The sequence below is a fragment of the Propionivibrio sp. genome (genome assembly GCF_041441355.1).
In the GTDB taxonomy this organism is placed as follows: domain Bacteria; phylum Pseudomonadota; class Gammaproteobacteria; order Burkholderiales; family Rhodocyclaceae; genus Propionivibrio.
Window position 1 is genome coordinate 17,782 of the sequence record NZ_JASDTF010000036.1, and the last position, 20,758, is coordinate 38,539.

A 20,758-nucleotide genomic window follows, 5' to 3' on the forward strand; every position below is an offset into this window, starting at 1 on the left:
ATCTAGATCCCAGCTGTATTCAATCGACCCCCGAGAAAGCACACCTACAGGCGCTTCCAGGCCGGCACCGCCAGGATGACCGCCGGATGCGGCCTGCAGGCCGGTTGAACTGAAGGCGTCAAACGCCCTGCCCGGACTTCTCCTCGCGCTCCTCGCGCTCGAGCAGCAGGACGATCGCCGCATTGAGCCGACGCCCCTGACTCCACTCTGAAAACATGGACGTCATAAGAGCAACCCACAAAATAACCATCAGATTGTGATCGTTCAGCCCCAGCGCCGGGAAAGCGTAATTCACCAGCAGCGGCGCCCCGATGCAGGGGACCAGCAATGCGCCTTTCGGATACTCCGCCGCTCGCAGAACGGCCTTCGCTTTTTCCCGCGCATTGGTCCTACGCAGGATCGTCTCGGCTTCCAGTTCACTGACTTCGCAGTTGTGATCCGACATTTTTTATCTCCCTTACGGTCGTTTTGAGCGCCGCCCCATCCACCCGCAACCGAGCGCCGCAACGCCGCTCAGCACGGCAATTGTCCAGCCCAGGCGGCGCCCTTGCCACAGGCCTTCAAACCAGCGGTTGAACTCGTCGGCATAAACCGCGGCCTTGCCGCCGATGCGTTCGAGGTCGCTGCGATAACGCTTCGAGTCGCCGATGCGGACGGCATGCACGTGTCCGTCGGCGAACTCATAGCCGAGCACATCCGGGTCGTACTCTTCGGCGAGAAGGCCGATCGCCAGGGCGGCTGACCAGCCGACAGCTAGGATCAGCACGGCGCGCCGCCGCCAGCGGCGCGCGCGTTCCGGAACACGTTCGGTCATGGAAAAAAACGGGGCGCCCGCGGCGCCCCGGAAAGTTCAGCCGCCGAGCGGCGTGAATTCGTAACCCGTGCCGCGCGGCGCGAGCGTGCCGACCGCGCTGCCCGGCAGGTGGTAGCCGGCGACCAGCCAGCCTTCGCGGATCGCCGTATCGGAGAGCTGGCGGCGCACGAGGCGGGCCTTCTCGGCGTCCATGTCGAAGCTCACCGCCCAGTCGGGATGGCGCACGAAAAGCGCGGCGATGTTGGTGGTGTCGCCCCAGAAGAGGAACTTGCGCGTACCGCCCTCGACAAGGAAGGCGGTGTGCCCCGGCGTGTGGCCGAAGGCCGCGAGCGAACGGATGCCGGGCAACACTTCCGCGCCGGGCGTAAAGCGCTGCACCGCTCCGGAAAGTTGGCCGAACACCCGCCGCGTCGCGGCAAAGGCGCCCTTCATCGCTTCAGGCGCGGCGGCCATGCGCGCGTCGTCCATCCACCACGCCCACTCGGGTTCGGGCACGTAGAGCTTGGCGTTGGGGAAGACCAGGGCACCGGCTTTGTTGCGCAGGCCGTTGATGTGGTCGCCGTGGAAGTGCGAGAAGACGATGGCGTCGATCGACTTCGGATCGATGCCCGCCGCCGCGAGGTTTTCAAGCAGCTTGCCGGCGGTGGCCTGACCGAATTCGCCGTTGCCGACGTCGAACAGCACGCGCTTGCCGCCGACCTCGACGCACGGGATGGTGTAGGGAATCGTCAGCGTGTCGGTCGGCAGGCCGGCCTCGCGCAAAGCCGCCTGCACTTCGGCGAGCGGTGCGTTGCGCACGAAACCCGCGTCGAGCGGCCGCTTGCCGAAACCGTCGGAGAGCATGGTGACGCGCACCGCGCCCAGATCGACGCGCGCCACGCCCGGCGCAACACTGCTGGCGCGCGGCGTCGGCGCGGCACAGCCGGTCAGCCCCCCCATCATCCAAACGGCGCCGAACGCGGCACCTGCGGTGAGAAATCCTCTGCGCGACAGTTGCATGAACTCACTCCTTCAGGCGAACGGAACGTCGCCATTCTAGGACCAAAACACCACGCCTGCGGGACTCTTTCCGCAGCCCGCCGTGAAAGCGCATGGGCCCGGCTGAGCTTTCGGTGATAATGCTTTTTTTCAAATCGCTTGCGCCCTCATGACCGTCCCGTCGCTCTCGAGAATGACGCTCCTCTGGAGCGGCATTGTCATCGTTGCCTTGTGCATGGGCTTCGGAGGACGCTGGATGCACGATCGTTATTATGACGATGCCTTCGCCAAGGCGACGCAGGACGCCCAACGCGCCAACGACGCCGCGGTCGAGCACTCGCTGCAGGTCATCGATCAGGCCGACACGCTGCTGCGCGCTGTGCGCGAGTTCTACTTGCGCACCGGCTCCGTCGAAGAAACCGAGCGCTTCATCGCCCGGCTGGAGATTCACTCGCCGCTGATCGAAGACATCTACCTGATCGACGCCGACGGCTTGATCGCCATCCCCGCGGCGCAACGCCAGCGCGGGCTGAACAACAGCCAGCGCGACCATTTCCTGCACCACAAGCATGACCGTGAGGATCACCTGCACCTGACTTCGGTCAGCCGCGGCCAGGCGACGGGCAAGGAGCAGTTCCGCGTCTCCCGCCGCCTGAGCGCCGCCGACGGCCGCTTTCTCGGCGAGGTGCTGATCCCGCTTGAGCCGACGGACTTTTCCCGGCGCTTCCAGCAACTGCTGACCGGCACGGACACCTTCGCGTCACTGATCGGCACCGACGACCGCCTGTTGCGCGCGCGCAGCCCCGAACCGCAGCCCGAGGCCTGGCAAACGCCGCTCGTCTCCCCGCTCTGGGAGGCATTGGCGCAAGCCGACGCCGGCAGTTACCGCAACCAGAGCGCGGTCGACCGGATCGAGCGGCGCGCCTTCTACCGCAAGGTCGGCGACCTGCCGCTGGTGATGGTCACCGGTTTCTCCGACCGCGACGTACAGCAGCAGACCCTGCGCCAGATTTTCCCGCTGGCCATCGCGGCCGTCGCGACGCTGATCGTCATCGTCGTCCTCGGCGCGGCGCTGACCCTGATCCACGGCCAGCGCGAAATGATGCGTCGGCTGGCGACGACCGATGCGCTGACCGGCATCGCCAACCGGCGCCAGCTGATGAGCGCTGGCGAGGCCGAATTCGCCCGCGCGCGCCGCTACACGCAGCCCTTCGCGCTGCTGATGCTGGACATCGACCACTTCAAGACGATCAACGACACCTGGGGGCACCCGACCGGCGACCGCGTGCTCGTGGCGCTGGCCGAGACCCTGCGTGAAGCGCTCCGAACCCAGGACGTCGTCGGCCGCTTCGGCGGCGAGGAATTCCTGCTCGTCCTCCCGGCCACCGACCTCACCGGCGCCTGGGCGCTCGCCGAGCGCATCCGGCGCCACGTCGACGAAGCGGTGAGCGTGTCGACCGAACGCGGCGAAGCGATCCGCTTCAACGTCAGCATCGGCGTCGCCGCGCTCGGCGAGGAAGAACACTTCGCCCAACTGCTCGCCCGCGCCGACCGCGCGCTCTACGCCGCCAAAGCCGGCGGCCGCAACCGCGTCGAAGCGGCTTGAAGGAGCGGCAGCCAACGCGTCAGCTCGGCGTTCCGGCCTGTACGCTGCGCAGCCTTAAGCCCTCACGCCTTGAGCAATTCCTCGCGGCTGCCGAGCCAGCGCTCAAGGTGGGCACGCACGCCGTCCGGCTGCGTGCGGAGCAGGCGTTCGGCCTCGCCGCGCGCCAGTTCGACGAGGTCGGCGTCGAGTTCGAGGTCGGCGTAGCGCAAGAGCGGCACGCCCGACTGGCGGCTGCCGACGAATTCCCCGGGCCCGCGCAGGGCAAGGTCCTGGCGCGCAATCTCGAAGCCATCGGTGTTCTCGAAAATCACTTTCAGTCGCGCCCGCGCCGTCGGCGACAGCGGCCCGGCGTAGAGCAGCACGCACACCGACTCGTGTGCGCCGCGCCCGACGCGGCCGCGCAGCTGGTGCAGTTGCGACAGGCCGAAGCGCTCGGCATGCTCGATCACCATCAGGCTGGCGTTGGGCACGTCGACGCCGACTTCGATCACCGTCGTCGCCACCAGCACGTCGATCTCGCCGGCTGCGAAGGCGGCCATCGTCGCCGCCTTCTCCTCGGGCTTGAGACGCCCATGCACGAGGCCGACCGACAAGCCGCCAAGCTCCTCGGAAAGCGCCGCGTGCGTATCGAGCGCGGTCTGCAGCTGCAGCTTTTCAGACTCCTCGATCAGCGGGCACACCCAGTAGGCCTGCCGGCCCTGCTCGACCGCGCCGCGCACCCCGGCGACCACTTCGTCGCGGCGCGCGTCGGCGACGAGCTTGGTGCGCACCGGCGTGCGCCCGGGCGGCAGCTCGTCGAGCACCGACACGTCGAGGTCGGCGTAGTAGCTCATCGCCAGCGTGCGCGGGATCGGCGTCGCCGACATCATCAGCTGATGCGGCGGCAGACGGGTATCGCCCTCGCCCAGCTTCTCGCCCTTGCGCCGCAGTTCCAGGCGTTGGGCGACGCCGAAGCGGTGCTGTTCGTCGACGATGGCCAGGCCTAAGCGGACGAAATCGACGCTCTCCTGGATCAGCGCGTGCGTCCCGACAACGAGCTGCGCGCCTTGCGCCGCCTGCTCCTGCGCCGCGCGCTTGGCCGCCGACTTGAGGCTGCCGGTCAGCCAGGCGACGCTCACGCCAAGCGGCTCGAGCCAGGCCTTGAGCTTGAGGTAGTGCTGCTCGGCGAGAATTTCGGTTGGCGCCATGAAGGCCGCTTGATAGCCCGATTCGATGGCCTGGCAGGCGGCGAGCGCGGCGACGATGGTCTTGCCGCTGCCGACGTCGCCTTGCAGCAGGCGCTGCATCGGATAGGGCTGGCGCAGATCCTGCGCGATCTCATCGACCACGCGCCGCTGCGCACCCGTCAGCGCGAAGGGCAGGCGGGCGATGAGCTGCTGCCCGAGCGCCCCGGGCGCCGTCAACTGCGGCGCGCCTTTCTCGCGCCGGGCGAGGTAGGCCCGACGTAAAGAGAGTTGTTGAGCGAGGACCTCGTCGAACTTGATCCGTCGCCAGGCCGGGTGCTCGCGCGCCTGCAGGGCCGCCTCAGGCACGCCGGGCGGCGGTGCGTGCAGAAGCTGCACCGCCTCGGCCAGCGGCGGCAAGCCATGCGCAGCACACCACGCGGGGTCGAGCAGTTCGGGCAGCGTGGTGTCGGCGAGCGCGTTGACGATCAGCTTGCGCAGCGCCGCCTGCGAGACGCCGGCGGTGGTCGGGTAAACCGGCGTCAACGCCTGCGGCAAAGGCGCGTCGGCGCTGACCACACGGTAACGCGGATGCACCATCTCGGCGCCAAAAAAACCGTGCCGCAACTCGCCAAAGACGCGCAAGACCTGGTCATCGTCGCGCGCGCGCTCGAGCTGCTTGACCTGACTGCCGTAGAAGTTGAGGAAGCGCAGCACGAGTTCGCCACTGTCATCAGCGGTACGCGCGACGAGCTGGCGGCGCGGGCGAAACTCGACGCTCACATCGAGCACCCGCACCTCGACCTGCACCGGCACCATCGCCGGCGCGTGCGCGACGGGAAGCACCTCGGTCTCGTCCTCGTAGCGCAGCGGCAGGTGCAGGACGAGGTCGAGCGGACGCGCCAGCCCGAGCTTGCGCAGTTTGTCGCGCAGGCTCGAAGCGGCAGTGGGTTTGGGCTTGGCCGGGGCCGTTTTTTTTGGCGCTGCGGGCATCCGGGGATCCGCTGCTGCGTCTGCTTTAGCGGGAAAGCACCATCACCGCGTCGGCCTCGACCAGGCCGCCGCGCGGCAAGGCCGCGACACCGATTGCAGCCCGGGCCGGATAAGGCTGCTGGAAGTACGCGGCCATCGCCTCGTTGACCTTGCCGAAGTGGGCGAGGTCGGTGAGGAAGATGTTGATCTTGACGATGTCGGCCAGCGAACCGCCCGAGGCCTCGGCGACGGCCTTGAGGTTATCGAAGACACGCACGATCTGCGCGTCGATGCCCTCAACCATCTGCATGGTCGCCGGGTCGAGGCCGATCTGACCGGAGAGATAGACGGTGTCGCCGACCTTGACGGCCTGCGAGTAGGTGCCGATCGCGGCGGGCGCGCCGGTCGTGGAAACAATCGTTCTGCTCATGCTGTCCTCTGCTCGGTGGAGTAATCTGAAAGAAACGCCAGACCTGACGCGTTTCGAGCCAAGGATATTAAATGACGACGACGATCATCGCCAATCTGGAGAAGCTCATCGGCAGCGCGCGCGACGGCGCCCTGCTGCGCTACTCGCTGGGCAGCGAGTGGCTCAAGGCCGGCGATCCGGCCCGGGCCACAGAACACCTGCGCGCCGCGCTCGAGCGCGACGCGCAGTATTCGGCGGCCTGGAAGCTGCTCGGCAAGGCCTTGACCGAGACCGGCGACGGCCCGGGCGCGGCCACTGCCTATGCTCAAGGCATCGCCGTCGCCGAAGCGCGCGGCGACGTGCAGGCGGCCAAGGAGATGCGCGTCTTTTTGCGCCGCCTGGAAAAATCGGCCGGCGGCGGCGCGAGAGAGGACTGAGCCGCGCTCGCTCAGAACGACATCGAGACGCCGACGCTCGCGACCACCCCGTAGGCTTTGTCGTCGAACTTCTTGCTCTCGGCCGCCAAGTCACGACGCAGCGCGGCGTTGTTCGCCGAGCCCGTCGCGGTCAGCTTGGCGTCGGCCTCGCCGACGTATTTAACGCCGAGGTCAGCCATCAGGCGCCAACGCGATCCCATCTGCGGCGACGCCCAGCCGATGCCCAGATACGGGGCCACACTGTTGTAGTCGGCTTCTCCCCCCGTCTTGCCGACGGCCGCGGCGCTGTAGCGGTTGCCGTTGAAGACGTAGCTTCCGTTGCGCGGCTTGGCTTTCAAGTCCTCGATGCTGTTCTTGCCGATCAACAGACCACCGGTGACCCGGAAGCCGCTGTCGCGTACCGGATAGAAATCGGCGAACAGGCCGACGCCCGGGCCGGACTCGATCTCGCCATCGTACTTGTTGCCGTTGATTTTGATGTCCTTGGCGTCCGTCTTGAGCCCCGTAAAGAGGACCGCGCGCCCGCCCCAGCGCTCGGAGAAACGCTGGCTGTACCCCAGGTTCAAACCATTGGTCCCGACTGCCGCATAGACGCCGCGCTCTTTCCAGGCCGAGACAGGCGGCGACGCTGACTGCGCCTGCGCCTTTCCGGAAGTGCTCACAACACAGGCCGTCGCCACGAGCAGGGTGGTCATGATCTGTTTGCCATATACTGAGCCGTTCATTGCTGTTCCTCTTGGGTTGTTGGAGCGCCCAGTCTATGCAGGCAAGCTTTAGCTTCACTTAAGGCAAAAAAGTGCATCCTATGGTCATGCACATCCTCATCCTCGAAGACGACCTCGACCTCGGCACCGCACTGCAAAAAGCGCTGCGCGGTGCCGACATCAGCAGCGAATGGTTCCGCCGCTGCGCCGACCTTCCCGCAGCGTTCCTTGAGCAGAACTACGATTGCGCCCTGCTCGACCTCTCCCTGCCCGACGGTTCCGGCCTCGACGTCCTGCGCCGCTGGCGTCGCGGCGGCGTCAACCTGCCGACCTTGATCATCACCGCGCGCACCGCGCTGCAGGACCGGCTCGAAGGCCTCGATCTGGGCGCCGACGATTTCATCGTCAAACCCTTCGCCACCGCCGAACTGCTCTCCCGTATCCGCGCCGTGGTGCGCCGCTCGCGGCGACAGTCCTCCGACGTCTGGAACTTCGGCGACCTGAGCATCGAGCCGCATCGGCACCTCGTCCTGGTCGCCGGACGCGACCCACAGTTGTCGCTGCGCGAATTCCAGCTGCTCGTCGAACTGGCGCGCGACTACGGACAGGTAGTTCCCAAATCCACCCTCGCCCAGCGCCTCAACCCGCTCGGCGAACCGCTCGAAAGCGGCGCGATCGAGGTGCATATGTCCAACTTACGCAAAAAAATCGGCGCTGAACGCATCTGCACCGTGCGCGGCGTCGGCTACATGCTCGGCAAATGAAACCGCCTTTCCTCGCCCCCAGCCTCTCGCGGCTCGTTCAGTACGGTCTGGCCGGCGCCTTCGTCCTTGTTCTAATCGTTTTTGCCACACGCACGCTGCTGCAGTTCCAGGCGCAAATGGAAACCCAGAGCGGCGAGTTGCCACGCTATGCGCGGCTGATCGGCGACGCGCTCGACGAAAGCGACGATGTCACGGCCGCCCGCGCCTTGCTTCGCTATAACGAACGCATGTTCGCGCAGACGATCATCGACTCGTCATTGACCAAGATTGCAGGCCCGGCGCCCGCAATTTTCAGCCAACTCGCCCGAAACGAAGGGGCGATGCTATACACCAGCCACCCGTCTCACGCCTGGATCGAACAGCCGCCGGACAGCGTCCAGCGCGTCGAGATCGACGGGCATTCGTACTGGGTCTATGCGCACGACGGCCAGCGCTGGCGGCTGCGTTTCGGACTGCCCTATTTCGCCTGGCAAACGGTCTTCCTTGCCGGAGCTCGCGACCTTCTCCCGGAACTGGCGATCTATTGCCCGATGATCATGCTGCTCGCCTGGCTGTCGCTGCGCCTCGGCTTGCGCCCTTTACGCCAACTCTGTGCCGCTCTGCGCGAGCGGGCGCCGGACGACCTCTCGCCGCTGACCATTCGCATGCGCTACAAGGAACTGCAACAGGTCGCGGACGCGTGGAACGCTCAGCTCGAACGCATCCGCCACGCCCTTGCCCGCGAGCGCGAGTTCATGCACGACGCGGCGCACGAGCTGCGCACGCCGATGGCGGTAATGAGCACGCAAGCGCACGTCCTGCTGCGCGCCGAAAACGAGACCGAACGTCAAGCGGCGGAAAAGGCCATGCAGGACGCGATCGCGCGCGCAGCGCACCTCGCCGCGCAACTGCTTTCGCTAGCGGCGATGGATCACGCCCAACTGCGCGACAGCGAATCCCTCGACCTCGCGCACCTGCTGCAAGCAGCGCTTGCGCAGAAGGTGCATGCCGCCCAAGGAAAAGGCCTCGAGTTGGCCCTGAACGCCCCGGAATCGTTGCCCTGCGCGAGCAACCGCGTCGCACTGCACTCGATCATCGACAACCTGATCGACAATGCCATCCGCTATGGCCGCTCCGGCGGGCGGATCGAAGTCACGCTGGGCGAAGACGGCAAGGGGATCTCACTCGACGTCGCCGACGATGGCCCCGGCATTCCAGCGCCCGAGCGCGAACGCGTCTTCGAGCGCTTCTACCGCCTCGACCGGACGCAAAGCGGGACGGGTCTTGGACTGCCCATCGTCCAGCACGCCGTGCATAGCCTCGGCGGCCGTCTCGAGATCGGCGACGGCTTGGGCGGTCGCGGTGTCGCTTTCCGCATCGTGCTGCCACACCACACGCCCGCGGCGGGCGCGTAGCGCCCCCTACATCACCGAAACAGCGACACCGAGCGGCACATCCCCCGACTCGGCGGCTTTGGCGCATCGCCAAGCGCAGGCCGGCGTTCCCGGGCGCGACTTCGGCAGGCCTGGCGTGTTAAGCGAAGCCTAAGCTTGGATGTGGATACTGGGCACGACCCCGAACGCCACTTCCAAGCGCCATGCATCCACCATCCACACCGCCATCGTCGTTCGCCCGCTGGCTGCAGCGCAGCGTCGCCATGCTGCTCTCCGCCATGATCCCCCTCCTCTGGCTCAGCGTCTCGCCCGAAATCGATTTCTTCTTCGCCGACCTCTACTACGACGCCGGCACGCAACGCTTTCCCTGGAACGACCGCTGGTTCTCGGCCAAGGTCATGCATTCCGGCGCACGGACCTTGCTCATCGGCCTCGGTCTCGCACTCATCGTTTTGGTCACCTACGACCTCAACTGGCCGCAACGCTGGCTCTCACCGCTGCGGCGGACACAGTTGCGCATCGTCGCCCTGTCCGCCGTTCTGGCCCCACTCCTGATCGGGCTGCTCAAAGCCAACTCGGCGCTGCACTGCCCGAACAAAATCGAACGTTACGGCGGCGCCCAACCTTTTCTGGAAATCTTCGCCGCCACCCCCGAAGTCTGGGACGCCGGGCGTTGCTTCCCGGCCGGCCACGCCAGCGCCGGGATGTGGCTTGCCGCGCTGGCTGCCTTCTGGCTCCCACGCGCCCCCGGCAAAGCGAGCGTCGTTTTTCTCGGTGGATTGCTGATCGGCAGCGGCCTGGGCTGGGTGCAGCAGATGCGCGGCCAGCATTTCCTCTCGCACACCCTCTGGACGCTCTGGCTGACCAGCGCCTTGATCCTGACCCTGTTGAGCATTTTTGCCGCGAAACTCGAGCGCTGGAACGCGCCGAACGCCCGTCGCTACGGCACGCGCCCGAGTCCGCCGGTTTAGCGCTTGGCGCCGCGCGGCGGCAGGAGCAGGCCGTCGACGCCCATTTCCTTGAGCTTGGCGCGTGCGGCTTCCGCCTGTTCGCGCGTTTTGAACGGCCCGACCTGGACGCGCGTTTCGAGCGTCGCGGGAATTCCGGCGTTGATCAGACGGGCATGCAGTTCCTCGGCCCGGCGCGTTTCGGAGAAGACCCCGGCCTGCACGGCATAGCCGGAGAAGAGGCGCGGCGGCGCAGGCACGGCCGGCGAGTTCGGTAAATTCGCCGGCGCGGAGCGTTCGCCAACCTCGGCGGCGCGGGTCGGGGCGACCGGCATCGGCGGCGAGGTCGAGCCCTCGGGTTCGGGCGCGACCGTCACCCGGCGCGGCTCTGGAGCACGCGGCGCGGGCGCGGACTTGACCGCTCCCTGGGTAGACTGCGCGGCAGGTGCCGGTGCGCTCGAGGAACGCCCACCCGCCGGCGCGGTGGCCGATGGCGTGGCCGACGCCGGCAAGGCCGGCTGGGCCGCCACTTCAGGCCGCGGCGGCGCTTCCAGTGAGGGGATCGGCTTGTCGGGCGAAGCGCCGGACGAGCTGTCCGCGCGCGGAACCTCGGGAGGGACGGCCGACGCGGGCGAACTCTTGCGCCCGACCGGCACCGGCTCGGTGAAGTGCGGCACCGCGGGTTCAGGGGCGGCGTTCTGCGTCGCCATGTAGTCGAACAGCGCCAGGCCGCCGAGCAAGGCAACGATCATCGCAGCGGCCACGCCCATGCGCAGCGCCAGCTTGCGCTTGATGTCGCCCTCGCCGCGGCGGACGCCGGCGTTCTCGGTCGTGCTTGTTTCCGGGCGTGTCATCGCCATTTATCCTCCCCGTCCGGATTCGTTTTCCGGGTTCGTTTTCCGGGCTTGCCTCCCGGTCATTGTTCGCACGCGCTTAACCGTCCGCACGGTTGCGCGCCAGCGCCGTCACGAGTTCCGCCTCGGCGCGCGAAATGCCGCAATGCATCGAGATCTCGCCGGCGCTCGCGCCGTGCATGGCCATCTGCATCGGCTCGCTGTAGAGCGGCGAGATCGGCGGCGGCATCTGCACCGGCGGCGCAGCGCGCTCCTCGGCCTGCTGCTGCGAAACCCGCCAAGCCTGCAGTTCGCTGCGCAGGCCGATGATTTCCTGGCGCAGTTGGTGCACCTCGCGTTCGAGCGCCGCCAGCTGCGGCGTCTCGACCAGAGGGGCTTCCGGCGGCGGCGCTTCGTTCCACGGGAACGCGGCTTCTGAAGGCGCGGCCAGCGGCTCGGGCGCGGGCTCGTCGAGTTCCGTGCGGGCGGCGTTTGTCTCGACCGGCTCGGGGCCGAGGTAAGGCGGAGCAAAGAAGGGATGCTGGCCCTCGGCGTAGGCGGCGACGGCCGCACGCGACGCCGCCGACGCAGGTTGCGCCTGTCTCTCCCGGCGCAATCGGTTGATGCGCAGGAATACGACGACTACATAAATGGTGAGCACGGCGGCGAGTGCGACAATCGCCTCCCGCCAGCCCATGTATGCCAATGCGTCCAAGCCCATCGCCGGTCAGCGTCCGTGGATCCGGCGAGTATTATGCCAGAGCCGTGCCGCGGCGTTGGCCGAGATGCACGCCCGCTTACGCGCCGTAGCACCGGGCCGGCGCAGCTTTACAACGCTTCGAAGACGCCGGCGGCGCCCATGCCGGTGCCGACACACATGCTCACCATGCCGTAGCGCCCGCCCGTGCGACGCAGGCCATGCACCAAGGTCGCCGCGCGGATCGCGCCGGTGGCGCCGAGCGGATGCCCGAGGGCGATCGCGCCGCCCAGCGGATTGACGCGCGCCGGATCGAGGTCGAGGGCCTGGATCACCGCCAGCGCTTGCGCGGCAAAGGCTTCGTTGAGTTCGATCCAGGCCAGGTCATCCTGGCGCAGCCCGGCGCGCGCCAGCACGCGCGGAATCGCCTCGACCGGGCCGATGCCCATCACTTCGGGGGCGACGCCGGCCACCGCGTAGGCCACGAAGCGCGCCAGCGGCGTCAGCGCGTAGCGCTTGAGTGCGGCCTCCGATGCCAGCAGCAGCATCGCCGCGCCGTCCGACATCTGCGAGCTGTTGCCCGCGGTCACGCTGCCGTGGGCGGCGAACGCGGGTTTGAGCGCCACCAGTTTCTCCGGCGTGCTGTCGGCACGCGGACCTTCGTCGGCATCGACCACCTGTTCATGACCGCGTGCCATGCCGTCGGCGCCGCCGGGCCTGCGCACGCACACCGTGTACGGCGCGATCTCGGTGCGGAAGTGCCCGGCCGCCTGTGCGGCCAGTGCCTTGGCGTGCGAGGCGGCGGCGAAGGCATCCTGCGCTTCGCGGCCGATTCCCCAGCGCGTCGCCACTGTCTCGGCGGTCAAGCCCATGCCGTAGGCAATGGCGCGCGGCCCGTCGGGCTCGAACAGCCGCGGGTTGATCGCCGGCGTGTTGCCCAGCATCTGGCTCATCAGGGACATCGTCTCGGTGCCGCCGGCGAGCATCACGTCGGCCTCGCCAAGGCGGATGCGCTGTGCGGCGTCGGCAACAGCCTGCAAACCCGAAGCGCAGAAGCGATTGAGCGTGTACCCCGGCACACGTTCAGGCAGCCCGGCGAGCAGCAGGGCGATGCGCGCGACGTTCATCCCCTGCTCCGCCTCGGGCATCGCGCAACCGACGATCACGTCGTCGATCTCATTGGGATCGAGCCCCGGCACCTGGGCGAGGACGGCCCGCATGGCATGCGCCAGCATGTCGTCGGGACGGACATGAGCGAAGACGCCCTGGCGCCGCCCGACCGGCAGACGCTGCGCGGCGACGATGTAGGCCTCCTGAAGCGGTGCGTTCATGGCGGATCTCCCTGCGCTAGTTGCGCAACGGTTTGCCGTGTTCGAGTGTGTAGGCGATGCGCTGCTGCGTCTTCTCGGTGTGCAGAAGTTCGACGAAGAGGCGGCGCTCGACGGCCAACAGCCAGGCTTCGTCGACCTCGCTCCCGGCATCGACCTCTCCGCCACAGAGCGCAGTCGCCGCGGCCTTGGCGACACGGTAATCGTGCGCCGAAATGCGTCCGCCTTCGAGCAGATTGGTCAGCAGCAGTTCGCAATTGGCGATGCCGGCCCGCCCGGCGACCTTGATCCGCCGCGCCGGCAGCGGCGGCCGGTAGCCCGCCTCGGCCATCGCGTACGCTTCGCAAAGCGCGACGTAGAGCAGCTCCTGTGAATTCATGACGATCGGATCGGAATCGAGGAGATAGCCCAGTTCGCGCGCCTGCAGCGCGCTCTTCGACGCCACCGCCTGCGCGATGGTGTTGAACACCGGGGCAATGAACTCGAAGGGATCGCGGCGGGTCGTGCGTACCGCGGCCTGCGCTGCGCGCAGCGCGAATTCCTTGCTGCCGCCACCGGCCGGAATCAGTCCGACGCCAGCCTCGACCAGGCCGATGTAGCTCTCCAGCGCCACGACACGGCGCGCGCAGTGCATCAGGAACTCGCAACCGCCACCGAGCGCCAGGCCCTGCACCGCCGCAACCGTGGGAATGTGCGCATACTTGAGCGTCTGCGAGGCATGCTGGAAGTCGGCAACGTAGGCCGCCAGCGGCGCAAACTCGCCGGCGGCAATGGCCGCGCTCACCTCCTTGAGGTTGGCACCGTAGGCGAACGGCGCCGGGTGCCAGATCACCAGCGCCGCGAACTCGCGTTCGGCGCGCGCCACGGCCTCGGGCAGGCCGACGATCACTTCGCGCCCGAGGGTGTGCTTCTTCGAAGTCACGCTGAGGATCGCCACCTCGGGCGCGGCGGGATGCGCCCACAGGCGCAGTCCGTCGTTCTTCCAGACCGTCGTTCCGGCGTACTGCGAGGCTTCCTGGCGCAGCAGTTCGGGCGGAAGCTCGCCGTAGAGCCGCTCGGGAAAGAGCTGTCGGCCCAGGACGCGCAGCGCCGGGCGCGGCTGCAACACGCCCGCCCGCGGCGAATAGCTGCCGTCCGCCGCGTGCACGCCGTCGCGTTCGCCCACCCAGGCGGGCAAGGGCACCGCCGCGAGCGTCCGGGCGGCCTTGCAGTCGGCCTGCAGCGCCGTGTACAGGGCGTCCCAGCCGGCCGCCTGCCAGGTTTCGAACGGCCCTTGCGCCCAGCCGAAGCCCCAGCGCATCGCCTGGTCGACTTCACGCGCACTGGCGGCGATCGTTTCCAGATGCACCGCGACGTAGTGAAAGACATCGCGGAACACCGCCCAAAGGAATTGCGCCTGCGGATGCGGGCAGGCGCGCAACGCGGTGAAACGGCGCGCCGCGTCGAGGTCGCGGCAGATCGCTTCGACCTCGGGCGCCACCGTCCCGGCCGCATCGCGATACTCGCCGCGTGCCGGATCGAAGACGCGGATCGTCTTGCCATCTTTACGGTAGATGCCGGCGCGCGTCTTCTGCCCGAGCGCGCCCTGGGCGATCAAGTCCTCGATCCAGCCCGGCAGCGCATAGCAGGCGTGCCACGGATCGTCGGGCAGGCTGTCGCACAGCGTGGCGACGACGTGCGCCAGCGTGTCGAGCCCGACCACGTCGGCGGTGCGGTAGGTGGCACTCTTCGGCCGCCCGATCAGCGGCCCGGTCAGCGCGTCGACCTCGTCGCACGCCAGACCGAAAGCCTCGGCATGGTGCATCGTCGCCAACAACGCAAACACCCCGACCCGGTTGGCGATGAAGTTGGGCGTATCGAAGGCGCGCACCACGCTCTTGCCGAGGCGGGTGGTGAGCCAGGCTTCGAGTCCATCGAGCAGGCTTGAGCCGGTCTCTGGCCCCGGGATCAGCTCGACGAGCGCCATGTAGCGCGGCGGATTGAAGAAATGCACACCGCAGAAACGCGGCCGCAGGGCGAGCGGCAGGCCTGCGGCAAGCTTGGCGAGAGGCAGGCCGGAGGTATTGGTGGCCAGCACCGCATGTGGCGCGAGGTGCGGGGCGATGCGCGCGTACAGCTCAAGCTTCCAGTCGAGGCGCTCGGCGATGGCTTCGATCACCAGTTCGCATTCGGCGAGGCGCGCGAGGTCAAGCTCGTAGTTGCAGGCTTCGATCGCGGCCAAGGCATCGCCGCTGGCCAGCGGCGCCGGCTCGAGCGATTTCAGGCCATCCAGGGCGCGCATCACGATGCCGTTTGGCGGCCCTTCGCGCGCGGCAAGGTCGAAAAGCAGAACCGGCACCCCGGCGTTGGCCAGATGCGCGGCAATCTGCGCCCCCATGACGCCGGCGCCGAGTACCGCCGCCCGACGCACTTCGAACCTATCAACGAAGCTGTTCACGACGCCTCCCGTTTTCCGGCCGCGGGGCCCGGCGAAACCCGTAAGCGGGCGCGCGCCGGGGACGAACGGTTCGATTATAGGCGCGGGCGAGGCTCGGTCAATCGCCTTACCAACCCGCCGCAGCGGCGCATTCCACACCGGCGCTGCGCCAGTTGTCGCGCAGAAAAAGAAACGCCCCGCACAAGGCGGGGCGTCGGGTACGGCGGAACTGCGTGCGCTTAGAAAGCGAGCGAGTACTGGGCGCCGAGGATCCAGATGTTGCCGGAGTATTCGCCGGTAATCCGGCCACGGTTCTGAGTCGCAGTTGCGCTAAGCTGATTGTTGTCGATCTTGCTGTCGCGGACGTGGATGTAGGTCACGCCGAGGTCGAGGCGCTGGGCCTTGTCTGGCGTCCACTGGGTACCGAACGAGAACCACACGCGGTCGTTGTCGGGCAGCGAGACAAGGCGCTCGCTGTCGTGTTGCACCGGGGTCTGGTCGTAGGCCACGCCAAACTTGAGCTTCCAAGCGTCGGTGTACTTGTAGTTGGCGCCGAGCGCAACGCGCCAGGTGTCCTTGAAGTCGGTGTGCAGAGTCTGAGCGATCGCGCCATTTTGCGCGCCAGAGGTGCGGTAGATGTCGACCTTCGGGATCGAACTCCAGCCCGTCCACGACACGTCGCCGAGCATTTCCCAGCGGTCGCTCAGCTTCTGCGTCACGCTCATGATGAAGGTATCGGGCATTTTGAGGTCGGCCCGTGCATCGCTCGCGGAACCAGCATTGAGTACGGAAGTCGGTCCCGACGCCTTGATCTTGCCCTCGACTTCGTACTTGATCGCCGAACGGTACGAAACGCCGATCCGCGTCGACGGCGAGACGTCGAACAGCGCACCGACGTTCCAGCCCCAGGCGTCATCCTCAAGGCTCATTTTGATTTTGGTTTGATTGATACCAAACGCATTGCTGGTACCCAGAAGGCGGTCATAGTTCGCCTCGACCTTCTGCCAGTTAAGACCAAAGCCCAGTGAAACTTTGTCGTTCACCCGCCACGCGATCGAGGGGTTCAGATTGATCGTCTTGACCTCGAACATCTGCGCCTGCGCGGCGCCAATCCAGCGGTCGTCGTATTCGGTCTTGAGCCCGAAGGGCGCGCCGAGGCCAAGGCCGACGTACACGTCCTTGTTCAGTGCCCACGACATGTAGCCGTTGGGGATCGCCGCCCAACCGCCGGCATTGCCACCGTCGCCAGCAGTCTGCAGGGCACCGGCGCTCGAACCGCGGTCGTTGAAATGGAAGCTCGGATTCACCGCCGAGATACCGCCGGAGACTTCGCGCGCTTGCAGCTTGGTCATCCCGGCCGGGTTGAAGTAGATCGTGCTCGCGTTGTCGGCCACAGCGGCCGAACCGGCATAGGCATTGCCCAGACCGCTGGCGTTCTGCTCCAGAAGCTGGAAACCGGAAGCGCTCACCGCACCGGAGAAGGCGGCCAGCAACATCGCCGGAACCAGCTTCATCGAAAACCCTTTCACCATACACCCTCCAAATTTGTGTGTTCTTTCACTGCACTGCCGGGCACCTGCCCAAGTCAGGCGCGATTGTATAACCGTGCCGGAAAAATCAGAAATCGGACGCGGACGACGGCAATTCGCGCTTGACGCCCTGTTGGTCGATTGCAACATAGGTCAGGGTGGCTTCGGTCACCTTCACCGTCACCGGGGCTTCCGGGTGACGTTCGGCAAAGACTTCGACATTCACCGTCACCGAAGTTCGCCCAGTGCGCACCACCTGCGCATAAAAACTCACCACGTCGCCGATCGAGACCGGCTGTTTGAAGACAAACGCCTCGACCGACACGGTCGCGACGCGGCCACGCGCCCGACGCTTGGCCGCGATGGCTCCGGCAATGTCGACTTGCGACATGATCCAGCCACCGAAGATATCGCCTTGCGGGTTGGCGTCGGCCGGCATGGGCACAACGCGCAGGACGGGAATGCTCCCCTCCGGTAAAGACACGCTCATTCACTGCTCCTGTCACTGCATTCGAAACATCCGCCTGCCCTTATCCTAAAGGCGGCATCACCCCTGCCGTTGCGCATGGTGGAGCGGCCCGCCCGTATAGGGGGCGAAGCCGGTGCCGAATATTACCCCAGCGTCGGCGAGGTCGGCATCGGCGACGACACCTTCGGCGAGCAGTTCACGTGTCCGCGCCACCAAGGGCGCGAGCAGACGCTCGGCCAGCCCCGGCGGCACCGCTCCCGACCGCCCCTTGGCCGCCCGCCCCTGGGCATATTCGTAGAACCCTCGCCCGCTTTTCTTGCCGAACTGCCCGCGTTCGCAGCGCTCCAGCAGGCAGCGCGGCGGCGCGGCGCCAGCCCCCGCCAGTTGCCGCCCCGCGGCCAAGGCAATGTCGAGCCCCACCAGATCGGCCAGCTCGATCGGCCCCATCGGCATACCGAAGTCGGTCATCGCCTGATCCACCGTTTCCGGCGCCAGACCTTCGTCGACGGCACGCATCGCAGCAAGCATGTACGGCCCGAGCACGGCATTGACCAGGAAGCCCGGCGCGCTCTTCACCGGCAGCGGCAGGCGCTCGATCTGGCGCACGAAGGCCGCGGCGCGGATGGCCATGGCCGGATCGCCCCCCTCGGCGGACACCACCTCGACCAGCGGCATCTTGGCGACCGGGTTGAAGAAATGAATGCCGACCAGGCGCTCGGGGCGCGTGAGTGCGCGGCGCATGTCCTCCAGACGCAGACTTGAGGTATTGGTCGCCAGCACGGCGTTGGGCTTGAGGCGCGGCTCGAGCTCGCGCAAGAGCGCGTGCTTGGCGTCGAGATTTTCGAAGATGGCCTCGATCACCACGTCGGCATGTGCCGCCCCGAAGCCCTCGGGATCGGGAATCAAGCGATCGAGCGCATCGCGCAGACGCAGCGGGTCGCGCAGCCGCTTGGCGAACGCTGCCTGCGCCCGGGCGACCGCCGGCGCGATGTGCGCAATGGAGCGGTCCTGCAGGGTCACGCGCAGGCCGCGCAAGGCACACCAGGCGGCGATATCACCGCCCATCACGCCAGCACCGATGACATGAACATGACGGACGACAAACGCTTCACCGGTTTTGCCGAAGGCTTTGAGGCGCTCCTGCAAATGGAACACCCGCACCAGATTGAGCGCCGTCGGTGAACGTACGATGGCGTCGATCGTTTCCGGCGAGGCGAGCGCGTTGCCGGCGTGTTTTTCCCACAGATCGACGATCGCGTACGGTGCCGGGTAGTGCTCCGGCCGCGCCTTGCCCGCCAGCTGCTTGCGGGCGCCGCGCGCCACGACCGCCTTGAGCGGTCCGGAGAGCAGGCGCGACACCAGAGGCAAGGGCCGGCGCGGCGTCGCGGAGAGCACGAGCTGCCGCGCCGCGGCGTCCATCACGCGTGGCGGTACGCAAGCATCGGCGAGCCCGAGCCGTTTAGCACGCACGGCATCGACCGTCTTGCCGGTGAGCATCAGGTCGAGCGCCGCCGGAGCCCCGATCCGCTGCGGGAGACGCAGCATGCCCCCCCAGCCAGGGAAGATGCCGAGCATCACCTCCGGCAACCCCAGCTTGGTCGTCGGCTCGTCCACCACCAGCAGGTAGCGGCAGGCCAGGGCCAATTCCAACCCGCCGCCCAGGCAATGGCCGCGCACCAGGGCCAGCGTCGGGCATTCGAGCGCGGCGAGGCGATTGAACAGGTCCCAGCCACGGGCAACGAGGGTGCGCGCGGCTTCGGCCGAATCCAGCGTTCCGAATTCGTCAATGTCGGCTCCGGCAATGAAGCCGGCAGCCTTGCCCGAACGAAAGATCAAGCCTCGGGGCGGTGCCGCTTCGGCGGCCTCGACGATCCGCGCCAGTTCGCCCATCACTTCGCGCGACAACGTATTGGCGCCCGCCCCCGCCTGATCGAGCGTGGCGCTGACGATTCCTTCATCATCGACGCTCACCTGCCAGTGCTTCAGTTGCTGTGCGTTCATGGTGCCCCCTTGCCTCAATCCAGACGCTCGATGAGCATCGCGCCGCCCTGCCCGCCGCCGATGCAGATCGCCGCCATGCCGCGCCGGAGCTGGCGCGCACGCAGCGCGTGCAGCAGGTGGAGCACGATGCGCGCGCCCGAGGCACCGACCGGATGTCCGAGGGCGATCGCTCCGCCGTCGACGTTGAGACGTTCTGGATCGAGTGCCCCCAAAGCTGCGGGCAGCTCCAAGGCTTCGCGGCAGTAGGCCTCGTCGGCCCAAGCCGCCCTGCAGGCGAGCACCTGCGCCGCAAAGGCCTCGTTGATCTCCCACAGGTCGATGTCGGCCAGCGTCAGCCCGTGCCGCCGGAGAATCGGCGTCGCCGCGTGCACCGGCCCCAGCCCCATCTGCGCCGGGTCGAGCCCGGCCCACTGGCTGTCACTGATCCTGCCGAGCGGCTTGAGCCCGTGCCGTTCGACCGCCGCCTCCGAGGCCAGAATCAGCCACGCGGCGCCGTCGGTGATCTGCGAACTGTTGCCCGGTGTAATGCGGCCGTAGGGCTTGTCGAAGAAAGGCTTCAACTTAGCCAACGCGGCCGGCGTCGAATCAGCCCGCACGCCGTCGTCCTCGGCCAAGACGGTGCCCTCCGGGCCGATCAGAGGCACGATCTCGGCATAACGGCCAGCGGCACGCGCCTCGAGCGCGCGCCGATGGCTGTCGACGGCCAGGGCGTCCATCGCTTCACGCGAAATGCCAAAGCGCCAGGCCAGATTCTCGGCGGTCTGCCCCATCGACAAGCCGACCATCGGATCGGTCAACCCCTTGAGGATACCGACCACCGGCTCAAACAGCGCCGACGGTGAAAGCCGTGCCCAGGCTGCGAGCTTGGCGCCGGCGCCCTTGGCCTGCATCAGCCCGGCAAACCAGCGCACCATCGTCCGGTTGTAGAAGAGCGGTGCATGCGAGAGCGCGTCGACGCCGCCGGCGAGCACCAGTTCGGCCTGGCCGCGTTGGATGTCGGCGATGGCCGAATCGATCGCCTGCATGCCGCTGGCGCAGTTGCGCATCACCGTCCACGCCGGCACCGTCTCGCCGCAGCCCAGGCGCATGGCGGCCACGCGGGCGATGTTCACCTCCTCGGGCGCCGGACTGGCACAGCCGAGGATCACTTCATCCAGCATTTGCGGGGCGAAAGGCTGACGCAACAGCAAAGCCCGCCCCGCCTGTACCGCCAGATCGGCCGCGGCGAACGGCCCGGGGCCGCTGCGCGCCTTGAGAAACGGCGAGCGCGCGCCGTCGATCACGTAAACCGCTTGAAATCCCATGCCGCCTCCGTCTG

At 67.5% G+C, this 20,758-nt stretch carries 19 protein-coding genes; 5 read left to right on the forward strand and 14 right to left on the reverse strand.

All coding sequences use genetic code 11. The annotated features are described in order from the left end of the window. Positions 1-118 precede the first annotated feature (118 nt). From QMB55_RS12130 to QMB55_RS12140, 3 genes are read right to left on the reverse strand one after another with little or no spacing between them, the layout of a single operon-like run. Positions 119-445: a hypothetical protein gene (locus tag QMB55_RS12130; protein ID WP_497588973.1), complete on the reverse strand. Its 327-nt coding sequence runs from the start codon at positions 443-445 to the stop codon at positions 119-121. A 12-nt stretch (positions 446-457) separates the two neighbouring features. Beyond that, positions 458-814, reverse strand: a complete 357-nt coding sequence (locus QMB55_RS12135) for a hypothetical protein (RefSeq protein WP_497588974.1) — start codon at positions 812-814, stop codon at positions 458-460. A 36-nt stretch (positions 815-850) separates the two neighbouring features. Further along, entirely contained in the window at positions 851-1,813 is a 963-nt protein-coding gene (locus QMB55_RS12140) for an MBL fold metallo-hydrolase (RefSeq protein ID WP_497588975.1), read from the reverse strand. Positions 1,814-1,985: 172 nt separating this feature from the next. Between QMB55_RS12140 and QMB55_RS12145 the strand changes: the two genes are divergently transcribed. Then, on the forward strand, positions 1,986-3,398 hold the full coding sequence (locus tag QMB55_RS12145) for a GGDEF domain-containing protein (RefSeq protein WP_497588976.1): 1,413 nt from the start codon (positions 1,986-1,988) through the stop codon (positions 3,396-3,398). 62 nt (positions 3,399-3,460) lie between these two features. Here QMB55_RS12145 and recG read toward each other — a convergent pair whose 3' ends face one another. Both recG and QMB55_RS12155 read right to left on the reverse strand, forming a co-directional pair. Next, positions 3,461-5,554, reverse strand: a complete 2,094-nt coding sequence (recG, locus tag QMB55_RS12150; RefSeq protein ID WP_497588977.1) for an ATP-dependent DNA helicase RecG — start codon at positions 5,552-5,554, stop codon at positions 3,461-3,463. 25 nt (positions 5,555-5,579) lie between these two features. Further along, positions 5,580-5,963, reverse strand: a complete 384-nt coding sequence (locus tag QMB55_RS12155; RefSeq protein ID WP_497588978.1) for a RidA family protein — start codon at positions 5,961-5,963, stop codon at positions 5,580-5,582. A gap of 71 nt (positions 5,964-6,034) precedes the next feature. Between QMB55_RS12155 and QMB55_RS12160 the strand changes: the two genes are divergently transcribed. After that, complete coding sequence (locus tag QMB55_RS12160) at positions 6,035-6,379, forward strand: tetratricopeptide repeat protein (RefSeq protein ID WP_497588979.1); 345 nt, start codon at positions 6,035-6,037, stop codon at positions 6,377-6,379. A gap of 11 nt (positions 6,380-6,390) precedes the next feature. Here QMB55_RS12160 and QMB55_RS12165 read toward each other — a convergent pair whose 3' ends face one another. Next, a complete protein-coding gene (locus QMB55_RS12165) occupies positions 6,391-7,104 on the reverse strand; it encodes a hypothetical protein (protein ID WP_497588980.1) in 714 nt (237 codons plus the stop codon). 86 nt (positions 7,105-7,190) lie between these two features. Here QMB55_RS12165 and QMB55_RS12170 point away from each other — a divergent pair, with 86 nt between their 5' ends. From QMB55_RS12170 to QMB55_RS12180, 3 genes are all read left to right on the forward strand, one after another. After that, complete coding sequence (locus QMB55_RS12170) at positions 7,191-7,847, forward strand: response regulator (protein WP_497588981.1); 657 nt, start codon at positions 7,191-7,193, stop codon at positions 7,845-7,847. Continuing rightward, positions 7,844-9,241, forward strand: coding sequence for a sensor histidine kinase (locus tag QMB55_RS12175; protein WP_497588982.1), 1,398 nt, complete (start codon positions 7,844-7,846; stop codon positions 9,239-9,241). Before QMB55_RS12170 ends, QMB55_RS12175 begins: the two co-directional genes overlap by 4 nt. 182 nt (positions 9,242-9,423) lie before the next feature. Next, a complete protein-coding gene (locus tag QMB55_RS12180; RefSeq protein ID WP_497588983.1) occupies positions 9,424-10,191 on the forward strand; it encodes a phosphatase PAP2 family protein in 768 nt (255 codons plus the stop codon). Here the strand turns inward: QMB55_RS12180 and QMB55_RS12185 are convergent. From QMB55_RS12185 to QMB55_RS12220, 8 genes are all read right to left on the reverse strand, one after another. After that, positions 10,188-11,027 (reverse strand): SPOR domain-containing protein, encoded by an 840-nt coding sequence (locus QMB55_RS12185; RefSeq protein ID WP_497588984.1) that lies wholly within the window; start codon positions 11,025-11,027, stop codon positions 10,188-10,190. The two genes, QMB55_RS12180 and QMB55_RS12185, sit on opposite strands and share 4 nt — an antisense overlap. A gap of 73 nt (positions 11,028-11,100) precedes the next feature. Beyond that, a complete protein-coding gene (locus tag QMB55_RS12190) occupies positions 11,101-11,715 on the reverse strand; it encodes a DUF2802 domain-containing protein (protein ID WP_497588985.1) in 615 nt (204 codons plus the stop codon). Between the two features lie 113 nt (positions 11,716-11,828). Continuing rightward, positions 11,829-13,028, reverse strand: a complete 1,200-nt coding sequence (locus tag QMB55_RS12195) for an acetyl-CoA C-acyltransferase (RefSeq protein ID WP_497588986.1) — start codon at positions 13,026-13,028, stop codon at positions 11,829-11,831. Between the two features lie 16 nt (positions 13,029-13,044). After that, a complete protein-coding gene (locus tag QMB55_RS12200) occupies positions 13,045-15,462 on the reverse strand; it encodes a 3-hydroxyacyl-CoA dehydrogenase/enoyl-CoA hydratase family protein (protein WP_497588987.1) in 2,418 nt (805 codons plus the stop codon). Between the two features lie 218 nt (positions 15,463-15,680). Further along, a complete protein-coding gene (locus QMB55_RS12205; RefSeq protein WP_497588988.1) occupies positions 15,681-16,973 on the reverse strand; it encodes an OmpP1/FadL family transporter in 1,293 nt (430 codons plus the stop codon). 85 nt (positions 16,974-17,058) lie between these two features. Then, a complete protein-coding gene (locus QMB55_RS12210; protein WP_497588989.1) occupies positions 17,059-17,460 on the reverse strand; it encodes an acyl-CoA thioesterase in 402 nt (133 codons plus the stop codon). A gap of 57 nt (positions 17,461-17,517) precedes the next feature. Continuing rightward, positions 17,518-19,440 (reverse strand): 3-hydroxyacyl-CoA dehydrogenase NAD-binding domain-containing protein, encoded by a 1,923-nt coding sequence (locus tag QMB55_RS12215; RefSeq protein WP_497588990.1) that lies wholly within the window; start codon positions 19,438-19,440, stop codon positions 17,518-17,520. A 14-nt stretch (positions 19,441-19,454) separates the two neighbouring features. Then, positions 19,455-20,744 carry an acetyl-CoA C-acetyltransferase gene (locus QMB55_RS12220; protein ID WP_497588991.1) on the reverse strand — a complete coding sequence of 430 codons (1,290 nt, stop codon included), beginning with the start codon at positions 20,742-20,744 and terminating at the stop codon, positions 19,455-19,457. Between the last annotated feature and the right edge of the window lie 14 nt (positions 20,745-20,758).

Excerpts from the sequence above, each read along its gene's own strand:
- QMB55_RS12175 (WP_497588982.1), top strand. The coding sequence starts at position 7,844 with ATGAAACCGCCTTTCCTCGCCCCCAGCCTCTCGCGGCTCGTTCAGTAC.
- recG (WP_497588977.1), bottom strand. The coding sequence starts at position 5,554 with ATGCCCGCAGCGCCAAAAAAAACGGCCCCGGCCAAGCCCAAACCCACT.
- QMB55_RS12165 (WP_497588980.1), bottom strand. The coding sequence starts at position 7,104 with ATGAACGGCTCAGTATATGGCAAACAGATCATGACCACCCTGCTCGTG.
- QMB55_RS12215 (WP_497588990.1), bottom strand. The coding sequence starts at position 19,440 with ATGAACGCACAGCAACTGAAGCACTGGCAGGTGAGCGTCGATGATGAA.
- QMB55_RS12135 (WP_497588974.1), bottom strand. The coding sequence starts at position 814 with ATGACCGAACGTGTTCCGGAACGCGCGCGCCGCTGGCGGCGGCGCGCC.
- QMB55_RS12145 (WP_497588976.1), top strand. The coding sequence starts at position 1,986 with ATGACGCTCCTCTGGAGCGGCATTGTCATCGTTGCCTTGTGCATGGGC.
- QMB55_RS12220 (WP_497588991.1), bottom strand. The coding sequence starts at position 20,744 with ATGGGATTTCAAGCGGTTTACGTGATCGACGGCGCGCGCTCGCCGTTT.
- QMB55_RS12140 (WP_497588975.1), bottom strand. The coding sequence starts at position 1,813 with ATGCAACTGTCGCGCAGAGGATTTCTCACCGCAGGTGCCGCGTTCGGC.
- QMB55_RS12205 (WP_497588988.1), bottom strand. The coding sequence starts at position 16,973 with ATGGTGAAAGGGTTTTCGATGAAGCTGGTTCCGGCGATGTTGCTGGCC.
- QMB55_RS12155 (WP_497588978.1), bottom strand. The coding sequence starts at position 5,963 with ATGAGCAGAACGATTGTTTCCACGACCGGCGCGCCCGCCGCGATCGGC.
- QMB55_RS12180 (WP_497588983.1), top strand. The coding sequence starts at position 9,424 with ATGCATCCACCATCCACACCGCCATCGTCGTTCGCCCGCTGGCTGCAG.
- QMB55_RS12210 (WP_497588989.1), bottom strand. The coding sequence starts at position 17,460 with ATGAGCGTGTCTTTACCGGAGGGGAGCATTCCCGTCCTGCGCGTTGTG.
- QMB55_RS12170 (WP_497588981.1), top strand. The coding sequence starts at position 7,191 with ATGCACATCCTCATCCTCGAAGACGACCTCGACCTCGGCACCGCACTG.
- QMB55_RS12160 (WP_497588979.1), top strand. The coding sequence starts at position 6,035 with ATGACGACGACGATCATCGCCAATCTGGAGAAGCTCATCGGCAGCGCG.
- QMB55_RS12195 (WP_497588986.1), bottom strand. The coding sequence starts at position 13,028 with ATGAACGCACCGCTTCAGGAGGCCTACATCGTCGCCGCGCAGCGTCTG.
- QMB55_RS12130 (WP_497588973.1), bottom strand. The coding sequence starts at position 445 with ATGTCGGATCACAACTGCGAAGTCAGTGAACTGGAAGCCGAGACGATC.
- QMB55_RS12185 (WP_497588984.1), bottom strand. The coding sequence starts at position 11,027 with ATGGCGATGACACGCCCGGAAACAAGCACGACCGAGAACGCCGGCGTC.